This window comes from Longimicrobiaceae bacterium (genome assembly GCA_035696245.1).
Lineage (GTDB): Bacteria > Gemmatimonadota > Gemmatimonadetes > Longimicrobiales > Longimicrobiaceae > DASRQW01.
Map to the genome: position 1 here is coordinate 1 of DASRQW010000142.1, position 10,184 is coordinate 10,184.

Annotated in this window: 10 protein-coding genes; all 10 read right to left on the reverse strand. The window is 72.7% G+C overall.

The genetic code is table 11. The features are described 5' to 3' along the window. A partial coding sequence (locus VFE05_06430; GenBank protein ID HET6229702.1) for a DnaJ domain-containing protein occupies positions 1-396 on the reverse strand: 396 nt, incomplete at its 3' end. A 21-nt stretch (positions 397-417) separates the two neighbouring features. Further along, on the reverse strand, positions 418-1,470 hold the full coding sequence (gene hrcA / locus VFE05_06435; protein ID HET6229703.1) for a heat-inducible transcriptional repressor HrcA: 1,053 nt from the start codon (positions 1,468-1,470) through the stop codon (positions 418-420). 74 nt (positions 1,471-1,544) lie between these two features. Next, entirely contained in the window at positions 1,545-2,750 is a 1,206-nt protein-coding gene (gene hemW / locus VFE05_06440; protein ID HET6229704.1) for a radical SAM family heme chaperone HemW, read from the reverse strand. A gap of 236 nt (positions 2,751-2,986) precedes the next feature. After that, positions 2,987-4,141: a DNA-processing protein DprA gene (gene dprA / locus VFE05_06445; GenBank protein ID HET6229705.1), complete on the reverse strand. Its 1,155-nt coding sequence runs from the start codon at positions 4,139-4,141 to the stop codon at positions 2,987-2,989. Positions 4,142-4,144: 3 nt separating this feature from the next. Next, complete coding sequence (gene obgE, locus VFE05_06450) at positions 4,145-5,176, reverse strand: GTPase ObgE (GenBank protein HET6229706.1); 1,032 nt, start codon at positions 5,174-5,176, stop codon at positions 4,145-4,147. Between the two features lie 178 nt (positions 5,177-5,354). Then, on the reverse strand, positions 5,355-5,972 hold the full coding sequence (locus VFE05_06455; protein HET6229707.1) for a carboxymuconolactone decarboxylase family protein: 618 nt from the start codon (positions 5,970-5,972) through the stop codon (positions 5,355-5,357). Further along, positions 5,962-6,975 (reverse strand): asparaginase, encoded by a 1,014-nt coding sequence (locus tag VFE05_06460; protein ID HET6229708.1) that lies wholly within the window; start codon positions 6,973-6,975, stop codon positions 5,962-5,964. The genes VFE05_06455 and VFE05_06460 overlap by 11 nt, the downstream gene beginning before the upstream one ends. A 524-nt stretch (positions 6,976-7,499) precedes the next feature. Beyond that, positions 7,500-9,149 (reverse strand): S41 family peptidase, encoded by a 1,650-nt coding sequence (locus VFE05_06465; GenBank protein ID HET6229709.1) that lies wholly within the window; start codon positions 9,147-9,149, stop codon positions 7,500-7,502. A 67-nt stretch (positions 9,150-9,216) separates the two neighbouring features. Continuing rightward, the gene (gene tmk, locus VFE05_06470) at positions 9,217-9,867 is read right to left on the reverse strand and encodes a dTMP kinase (protein HET6229710.1); all 651 of its coding nucleotides are present in this window, start codon (positions 9,865-9,867) and stop codon (positions 9,217-9,219) included. A gap of 11 nt (positions 9,868-9,878) precedes the next feature. Beyond that, positions 9,879-10,184 (reverse strand): ATP-binding protein (locus VFE05_06475; GenBank protein HET6229711.1); only part of this gene is annotated, 306 nt, incomplete at its 5' end.

Here is a 10,184-nt window from a genome sequence, read left to right on the forward strand (position 1 = left end):
CACCTGCACGTCCTTGCCCTTCTGCGCCCCGCCGCGGCGCCGCGCGCCGCCGCCGAACAGGTCCTCGATCCCCCCGAAGCCGCCGAAGTCGCGCATGAAGATGTTCAGCGCGTCCTCGAAGCCGAAGCCGCCGCCGAAGCCCGCGCCGCCGCCGCCGCTGCCGCGCAGGCCCGCGTGGCCGTAGCGGTCGTACGCGGCGCGCTTGTCGGAGTCGCGCAGCACCTCGTACGCCTCGGTGCACTCCTTGAACTTGGCCTCGGCTTCCTTGTCGCCGCCGTTGCGGTCCGGGTGGAACTCCATGGCCAGCTTGCGATACGCCTTCTTCACCGTCTCGCCGTCCGCATCGCGCGCCACGCCGAGGACCTCGTAGTAATCTCTCATATGTCCAGTCGCCATCGTTTTGTCGGCTCGGGTCGGTCAGGTCAGGAACTCGGTGATCAGCGCGGAGGTGCCGTCCACCAGCGCGATCACGCGGTCGTACGGCATACGCGTGGGCCCGATCACGCCGATCACGCCCTTGAGACCGGCGATGCGGTACTCGGAGGTGACCACGGTAAAGTCAGCCAGAGCGGGGTCGCCGTGCTCCACGCCGATGGTCACGTGCAGCCCGCCGGCGCCCATACGGCTGCCCATTACGCTCGTGAGCAGGTCGCGGCGCTCGGTGAGCTCCACCAGGGCGCGAAGGCGCTCGCCGGTGCTGAACTCCGGCTGCTCGGCCAGGACGGACGCGCGGCCAAGGTGCAGGTCGCCGTCGGCCGTCTCGGGGCCGGCGAACCAGTCGGTGCCGGACTGGAGGAAGACGTTCAGCAGCTCCGCCGCGCCGGGCTCGCCGCCGGCCACCGTGTCGCGCAAGCGGTCCGGCAGCGTCGCGCGGATCTCGCGCAGCGACAGGCCGCCCAGGCGCTCGTTGAGCACGCGCGCGACGGCGGCGAGCGTGGCGGGCGCGATCACGGCGGGCACGTCCACGTACACGGTGCGCACGCCCGCGGCGCGAAGCGCGAGCACGAGCAGCACCTTGCCCTCGGAGATGGGGATCAGCTCCAGCCGCTCCAGGAACGCCTCGTCCATGCGCGGCGCGATGGCGATCCCCAGCTCCTGCGTGAGCAGCCCCAGCACCTGCGCGGCGCGGCGGACCACCTGCTCGATCGCGGCGCCCGTCCCGCCCTGCTCCAGCTCGTGGCGGATGGACTGCCAGTCCGCCGCGGGGGGGCGGGGCCGGCCCATCAGCGCGTCCACGTACAGCCGGTACGCGGCGTCCGTGGGCACCCGGCCGGCGGAGGTGTGGGGATGGTAGAGGTATCCCTTCTCCTCCAGGTCGCTCATGGTGTTCCGCACCGTCGCGGGAGACACGCCGAGCTTGAACCGGCGGGCCACGGTGCGGCTCCCGGCGGGCTCGGCGGTCTCTACGTAGGTGCGGATCACGGCCTCGAGGACGTGGTGCTCGCGCTCGGAAAGGGATTCCTCGGCCATCTTCGCGTTCCGGGGGGACGTGCGGTGAAACGAAATCTGCCGAACTGGCGGACCGCGGTCAACGCGTGCCGGTACTATGCAGGCTCTGCGCCGACTTCCGCCGCCCCGCGCTCGGCCATCTCCAGCGCCAGGCGGTCGAGCAGCAGCCAGCCTTCGGCGGTGAGGCGCAGGACGCCGGCGTCCAGCCGCGCCCAGCCGTGCCGCCTCCAAACGGAGGCGAGGGCGCGCTGCTCGTCCGTCGCGTCGTCCAGCGGGAAGCCGCGGTTCGTGCGCAGCCGCAGCCACACGCGCTCCAGCGCCGCATCTCCCGCTTCCACGACCTCTTCTCCGTCGGTCGGGAGATGTCCGGCCGAGAGCGCGTCGCGGTATGCGTCCCAGCTTCGCACGTTCCACCGCCGAAGCGGGGGATGGTAGGCGTGGGCGCCGGGCCCAAGCGCAGCGTACGGCGCACCCGTCCAGTAGACGAAGTTGTGGCGCGACCAGCGGTTCGGCAGGCCGAAGTTGGAGACCTCGTAATGCTCGAAGCCCGCGCCCGTAAGCCGCTCGTGCGCCAGCAGGTACTCGTCGGCGTAGCGGTCCTCGTCCGCCAGCGTCTCGCGGCCTTCCTTCACCCAGCGGCCGAGCGGCGCGGCGGCTTCGGCGGTCAGGCCGTAGAGCGAGACGTGCTCGGGCTCCAGCAGCATCGCCTGGTGTACGTCCGCCGCCCAGTCGCGGCCCAGGCGGCCGGGAAGGCCGAAGATGAGGTCCACGCTCACGTTGTCGAACCCGGCGGCGCGGGCGGCGTCCATCGCGCGCGCCGGGCCGTCCACGCCGTGCAGGCGCCCCATCCACCGTAGCGCGGGCTCGTGGAAGGTCTGCGCGCCCAGGGAGATGCGGTTCACGCCGCTCGCCTTCCAGTCGCGCGCCAGCTCGGGCGTGAAGCTCTCCGGGTTCGCCTCGCACGTCCACTCGACCGTGGCGGGGTCCCAGGCCGCGTATCTCCCGAGCCGTTCCGCCAGCTCGGCCATCGCGCCGGTGCCGAGGAGCGACGGAGTGCCGCCGCCGACGTAGATGGTGTCGAGGTCGAGGCGGCCCCAGCCACGTTCGGCAACCGTCAAACGAAGCTCCGTCTCGACGGCGTTCAGCCAGTCGGCCGTGGGGGCGGCGGAGGTGGCCTGGACGGCGAAGTCGCAGTACGAGCAGCGGCGCGTGCAGAAGGGGACGTGCACGTACAGCGAGCGCGGCTGCCCCGCATCGTCCCCGCTGCCGTTGTCGCGCATCTGCCCGTCTGCTTCGCTCACCGTTCTCGCCGCTCGCGGTTCATCTCCGGTCAGTGCCGGTGCTCTAACGACACCCATCCGCCGCATGCGTTCCATCGTGCAGACGGAAATCTAACTCCGAGCGCAAGTTGGAGCGTGTCAGCACCCTGGCGGACGACGGAGGGACACGTCGGGAGATGTAAGCGCGCGTCGGGAGATGCGGGTCGATGGATGCTGCTCGGAAGATGCGCGACCGACGACGGAGCTTGCCGATGGAGCTACTTGCGTCGGAACTGCTTGCCGGGGAGCGACTCCACCAGCCCGCGCAGCTCCAGCCCGAGCAACGCGGCGAGGACGTTGCTGGGCGCCAGGTCGGCCGCGGCGGCGAGGTCGTCCACGTGCCTCGCATCGGCCGTGAGGGCGCCGAAGACCTTAGCCTCGTCGGGCGCGAGATCGGACGGAGGCGCGGCGGCGGGCGCATCCACCGAAGGCGATGTAGATGCGGTCGCGGCGATAGGGACGGGCGAGACGGCTGCATGGCCCACGCCGCGCAGCTCTTCGAGGATGTCGTTCGCGGAGGTGACGAGGCGGGCGCCGTCCTTGAGGAGCTGGTTGGTGCCCTCGCTCATGGGCGAGCCGATCTGGCCCGGCACGGCGAAGACCTCCCTGCCCTGCTCCAGCGCGTACGTCACCGTGTGCTGCGCGCCGCTCTTGCTGCCCATCTCGACGACGAGCACGCCCAGGCTGAGCGCGGCGATCAGCCGGTTCCGGCGCGGAAAGTTGCCCGCGTTGGGATCCTCGCCGGGCGCCATCTCGGACAGCAGCAGCCCGCCCTGCCGCACGCGGCGGAAGAGGTCGCGGTTCTCCGGCGGGTAGATGCGGTCGATGCCGTGGCCGAGGACGCCGATGGTGGTGCCGCCCGCGTCCAGCGCCGCGGCGTGCGCAGCGGCATCGATGCCCTTCGCCATCCCGCTCACGATCGTGTAGCCCGCCCGCGCCACGTCGCCCGCGAGGGATGCCGCGGCGCGGCGGCCGTAGTCCGTCGGCTCCCGCGTGCCCACCACCCCGATGCCGGGAGTTCCCAGCAGGTCCAGGTTGCCCGCCGCGAACAGCAGGTACGGCGCGTCGGGCAGAGCGCGGAAGGCGTCCGGGTACGCCAGGTCGTCCGGCGTGATGGCGACGGCGCCAACGTCGCGCAGCGTCTGCATGGCGACGCGCGCGGCAGCCTGCCCGGCGGGCTGCGACGCGGCGGTGATCCCCGCCACCAGCTTGGGCCCGAAGCCCTGCAGCGCCCCCAGCTCCGCGGCGGACGCGCCCAGCACCCGCTCGGCCGAGCCGAAGCGGCTCACGAGCGCGGAGAGGCGGGCGGGGCCAATCCCGGGCACGATGGCGAGCCGGAGGACCGGCTCCAGCGCGGTGGCGGAGAGCGGCATCGGTCAGGGCGTCCAGGGCTCGGGCGGGCCCTCCGCCTCGGCGATCTCGTCGGCCAGCACGCGCGCGGCGTGCCCCCACAGCCCTTCGAGGAGCACGTCCAGCCCGCGCCGCGCCACGGCGGAGATGGTGAACTGCCCCCAGGCCCCGGGCGCGTCCACCCGCGGCTGCTCCCACTCCGGCGGCAGCAGGTCGGCCTTGGTGAAGACCACGCAGTGCTGCTTCTCCGCCAGCTCCTCGCTGTACTGGCCCAGCTCCGCGCGCAGGCGGTCGTACTCCTCCTGCGGCTCCAGCGCGTCCGCCGGGATGAAGATCGCCAGCGTGCGCGTACGCTCGATGTGGCGCAGGAACTGGTGCCCCAGCCCCTTGCCCTCGTGCGCACCCTCGATGATGCCGGGGATGTCGGCCACCACGAACGAGCGGTGGTCGCTGAGCTGCACCACGCCCAGGTTGGGCGTGAGCGTGGTGAACGGGTAGTCCGCCACCTTGGGCGTGGCCGCGGAGATGGCGGCCAGGAAGGTGGACTTGCCCGCGTTCGGCTCGCCCACCAGGCCCACGTCGGCGATCAGCTTCAGCTCCAGGGCGATGCGGCGCTCCTCGCCCGGCTCGCCCGGGTCGGCGCGGCGGGGCGCTTGGTTCGTGGGCGTGGCGAACTGCGCGTTGCCGCGGCCTCCGCGCCCGCCGTGCGCCACGATGAGCCGCTGCCCGTCTTCCACCAGCTCGCCCAGCACCTCGCCCGTCTCGTCGTCGCGGACCACGGTGCCGGGGGGGACGCGCAGGATCAGCGGGTCGCGGCTTTTGCCGGTGCGGTCGTAGCCCTGGCCGTGCTGGCCGCGCTCGGCCTTGTAGAGCTGCTGGTAGCGGTAGTCGAGCAGCGTGTTGAGCTGCACGTCGGCGACCAGCACCACGTCGCCGCCCTTGCCGCCATCGCCGCCGTTGGGCCCGCCGTGGGGCACGCCGGTCTCGCGGCGGAACGACACCTCGCCGTTGCCGCCCGTGCCTGCCGCTACGTTGATCACCACATGGTCGAGAAACACGATGTATCCCTGCTGATGGTTTGGTGCTACGTGCGTCCTGCTTCGGCAGATGCGATGTGCTCCATCCCATCCGCCCCGGCGCCGCTCGGCCTCCCGCCGGAGCCCACCCAACCCTCTCCCGCTTTGCGGGGGAGGGTGCGAGCCTAAGCGAGCGGGAGGGGGCGCCTGTCGATGCGAATCACTCCGCTTTCCGCATCCGGATCTCGTCCCAGAGCGCGCGGACTTCCGATGCTCGCGCCGCGTCCAGATAACCGCACGCGATCTCGACCGAGGCGTCGATCTCGGTCACGGAAGCGCCGGCATTCAGGGCGCCCCGGAGGTGCGAGTGGAGCTGGCGCGGGACGTTCCACGCGGCGAGCAGCGCTGCGATACACAGCTCGCGCGTCGCCAGGTCCAGCCCCGGCCGGCCGATCACGCGGCCGTAGCCGCCCGTCACCATCCACCCGTCCACGTCGGGGTGCAGCGCCGTGACGTTGGCGCGCAGCTTGGCGTAGTTCGCCCCGTATACCGTCCCGCACACCCGCTCGCCGCGCTCCGGCCAGATCGCCGCGTCCTCATCCGACGGCGGGGGCGCGGGGAGGCCGGTTACCTCTCGCCACAGGCCCAGCGCGTTCAGCGCGTCGGGGAAGCCGACGAAGAGGTGCGCCTGGAGGATCACCTCCTCGGCCGCCGTCGCGTCCGCCAGGTCCGCCGCGGCGCGCATGGCCTCGCGGATGCGGGCGGCGTCGCGCGTGGCGAGCGATGCGGAGAGGGCGACCAGCGCGGCGCGTCCCGGCGACAGCGCCTCAGGCGGCATCGGGCGCGCGCAGGGCCATGCGGGGGCGGACCTGGCCCACCATCTCGCCGCGGTGGTTCAATATCTCCGCGAACACCAGCGAGTGCAGCGCGCCGAAGTCGTCTTCCGAGATCAGGTCCAGCTCGCGAAGCACGGAGAGGATGGCGGGCGCCACGGCCCGGATCGCCCCGTCCTCCACCTTCAGCGCGATGCCCAGCTCGGCGCCGGGCACGCCTACGCAGTACACGCCCTCGGCCCCGATCTTCGCAAAGATGCGCCCGCCGGTGCGCCGCATCAGCTCGGTGCACACGCGGCCCTCGCCCGCCACCATCTCCGGGTGCGCCGTCATGGCCGCGACGATGGCGGAGGGTCCAGGCTCGCCCGCGCGGGCGGCGGCGGCCAGGCCCGCGAAAGCGAGCGCCATGTTCCGCAGCGGCATCCCGAAGCACGGCACCGCGCAGCCGTCCACGCCCACCGCCACCGCCTCTTCCGGCACCTGCGCCCAGCGCGCGACCTCGCTCAGGATGCGGCCCTGCACCGGGTGCTCGCGGCGCTCGTAGCCGGCGGTGTCCCACGCGTGGGCGCGCGCCAGCGCCAGCATGCCGGCGTGCTTGCCCGAGCAGTTGTTGTGCAGCCGCCCGGGCGCCAGGCCCGCCTCGTTCAGCAGCCGCGTGGCCGCGTCGTCGAAGGGCGCATGAGCGCCGCAGGCCAGCGCATCGACCTCCACGCCCGCCTTGGCGAGGATGGACTGCGCCAAGCGGACGTGCCGTTCGGTGCCGGAATGCGAGCCGCAGCACAGCGCCAGTTCCTCGGGCGTGAGACCGAAGCGTTCGTACGCGCCGTCCTCCACGAGCGGGAGCGCCTGGAAAGGCTTGGCGGCGGATCGCAGGAAGGTGACCAGGTCCGCGTTTCCGGCGTAGGCGCGCAGCGTGCCGCCCGCATCCACCACGGCCACGTGCACGCGGTGCCACGACTCCACCACGCTGCCGCGCAGCACCTCCACCACGCTCTCCGGTCCGCTCATCACCCGTCCATGCCCTGTGTCAGAAGCTTCCCCATCCCGTCGTACCGCCGCCGCGCATCGGCCGAACCGCCGCGGGAATGCAAGCCGTCGCCGTTGAACCGCATGGTCGATCGGAAGATGCGCGGCCGCTCATCGCCAGAATCGGAAGATGCACATCCGCCGGAAACCTGCCGCCCCGCGACTCTTCCGCCGATGTTCAGCCGAGGCGCCCGGAGTTGCCCATCCGTCGACCTGCCGTTTTTTCCGCAGATGCGATGCGGCCCGACTGGTCGGAAGATGCACATCGAACGAGTCGCCGTTGGCCGACCGATTCGGCCGATGCGAGGCAATCGACCCCAGCGCGAGAAGCGCATCTACCGAAGGCAAGCGCGTCCACCGTGACCGCGCCGATACGATGCAGCAGACGGGCCGCGGTTCGGGGGCGGGAATATAGGCCCGCGAACGGGCGCCGTCCACGCGCCGGAAAAGCGGAGGAGGAGGAACACCGCGGCGTTCCTCCTCCGTTCGCGTAACCAGCCGGGCGCTCAGCGGTGTCGCGTACGAGCCGTGCCGGCCTGACGCAGAAGCGTCGCCTGGTCGGGGGCACCGTGCAGCAGGCGGACGGCGGCCTGGACCACGTTGTCGGCGGCGTCGATGCGCTGCTCGGCGGCCTCGGGTCCGAAGCGCGCCGTGGCGATCTCGTCGGCGATGCGGGCGTCCACGTACTTGGCGGCGCCCGCGACCTGCGCCCAGCTCACGTCCACCCCCGCCGCCCGCAGCCGGCCGAACACCTCGCGCCGCATATCCGGCGTCACGGAGAAGCTCCGCGCCAGCTGCGGGTGGGCGCGCGCGTAGTCCAGCCCGTAGCGGAAAAGCACGTCGTTGAACTGGCGCCCCGAGCGCGCCGCGGCGGCGAAGAACGCCTGCTCGGCGGTCGTCGCCGTATCCGGCAGCACCTCCACGTCCGGCACGATCCCGCCCCCGCCGTACACCACGCGGCCGGAGTCTGTGTGGTACGCCTGGCGCTTCGCCGTGTCGCGCACACCCGCGTGTCCGCCAGGTGCCGCCGCGGCGGAGGAGGTGTCGGCATCCTCGCCGTCCTCGCCCGCCGCGTCCTCGGCGTCGGCCTCGTGCGGCTTCTGGATGGAGCGGCCGGAAGGCGTGTACCAGCGCGCCGTGGTCATCTTCAGCACGTTGCCGCCGCTGAGCGGGAAGATGGACTGCACCGAGCCCTTGCCGTAGCTGGTCTGCCCCATCACCAGCGCGCGGTCGTGGTCCTGCAGCGCGCCGGACACGATCTCCGCCGCGCTGGCCGAGTAGTCGTCGACCAGCACGACCACGGGCAGGCCGGCGTAGCTCTCCGGCGTCTCGGCCACGAACGTCTCGTTCTCCCGCGGGTCGCGCGCGCGGGTCTGCACGATGGTCTTGCCGCGCGGCAGGAAGAGGTCGGCCACCGAGGCGCCCTGGTCCAGCAGCCCGCCGGGGTTGCCGCGCAGGTCGAACACCAGGCCGCGCATGCCCTGCGCCCGCAGCCGGTCCATCGCGGCGCGGATCTCGGCCGTGGAGCTGTCGGCGAAGACGCTCAGGTTCACGTAGCCCACGCTGCCGTCCAGCATGTATGCGTACGGCACGGACTTGACGTGGATCTCGTCGCGCACGATGCGGAAGTCCATCCGCCCGTCCACTCCCGGCCGCTCCACCACCAGCAACGCCGCGCTTCCCTTCGGCCCCCGCAGCCGCTTCACCGCGGAGTCGGCGCTCCACCCGTGCGTGTCCGCCCCGCCGATGCGCACCATGTGGTCGCCCACGCGCATGCCCGCGCGCTGCGCCGGCGTGCCCGGCAGCACCGAGGTCGCCGTGGGCCACCCCTCGCGCACCGCCACGCCGATGCCCAGCCCGGCGAACTCGCCGCTGGTCTGCGTGTGCAGCGCCGCGTACTCCTCGGGCGACATGAGCACGCTGTGCGGGTCGTGCAGCGCCGACACCACGCCCTGCGCGGAGAGACGGTACAGCTCGTCCACCGTCTTCGGCTCCACGTAGTCTTGCGAGACGTGCTGCATCACCTCCGCGAGCAGGTGCGCCGCGGCGGGCGAGCCGTCGCCGCGCCCCGCGTCGTGCCGCAGCAGCCATCCCCCGGAGATGAACGCGACGCCCGCCACCAGCGCGGGCGCCACCAGCCTGCGATCCAGCCTCATCGTGCCTCCGCTGAGCGCATCGTGCCCCCGTCCGTCCCCCGTGCCGGGCGACGACGGGCCGTCCGCCTCATACCCCGCCCTCGCCGAACGTGCCCGGGAACCGGGCCGCGAGCGCCGCCAATACGCGCCGGTGCACCTCGCCGGGCAAGGCCATCGCGTCCACCCGCACGATCCCTTCCACACGGCTCGCCAGCTCGCGGTATCCCACTGCCACACGCTGATGGAAGCCGGGGTCCTCGCGCTCCAGCCGGTCGGGCTGCTTCCCTTCCACCTGCTGCCGCCGCGCGCCCTCGGCCGGGTCCAGATCGAGGAGCAGCGTCGCGTCCGGCTCCAGCCCGCCCGTCGCCACGAGGTTACAGGCGTGCACCTCCTCCGGCGGCAGCCCTCGTCCCGCACCTTGGTACGCGAGCGTCGAAAGCTCGAACCGGTCGGCGATGACGATGCGGCCCGCGGCGATGCCCGGGCGCACGACCTGGTCCACGAACGCGGCGCGCGCGGCGAGCATCAGGAAGAGCTCGCCGCGCGCGGGGACGTCCAGGTCCACGTCCATCAGCACTGTCTCGCGCACGCGCTCGCCCAGTGGCGTGGAGCCGGGCTCGCGCGCGACCACCACGTCCGCGCCGCGGGCGCGCAGGTGCTCGGCCAGCAGGCGCACCTGCGTGGTCTTCCCCGAGCCCTCCACACCCTCGAAGGCGAGGAAGAGGCCGCGCTCCGGCATCGCCCCCGCCCTCAGGACGCCGCGGCGGACAGCGGCTCCGCGGCGGGGATGGACGAGGGGACGGCGGCGGGGAGGAAGATGTGGAATTCGCTGCCCTCGCCCGGCGCGCTGCGCACCCAGATGCGCCCGCCGTGCGTCTCCACCGCCAGCTTGCAGAAGGTGAGGCCCAGGCCCGACGAGCCGGCGGAGTCGCCGCGGGGCCGCGCGCTTCCCCACTTCCGGAAGATCTCTTCGTGGTACTGCGGGTCGATCCCCGCGCCGTCGTCCGCCACCGCCAGCTCCACGCCTTCTCCCGACGACTCGCCGGTGAGGCGGAT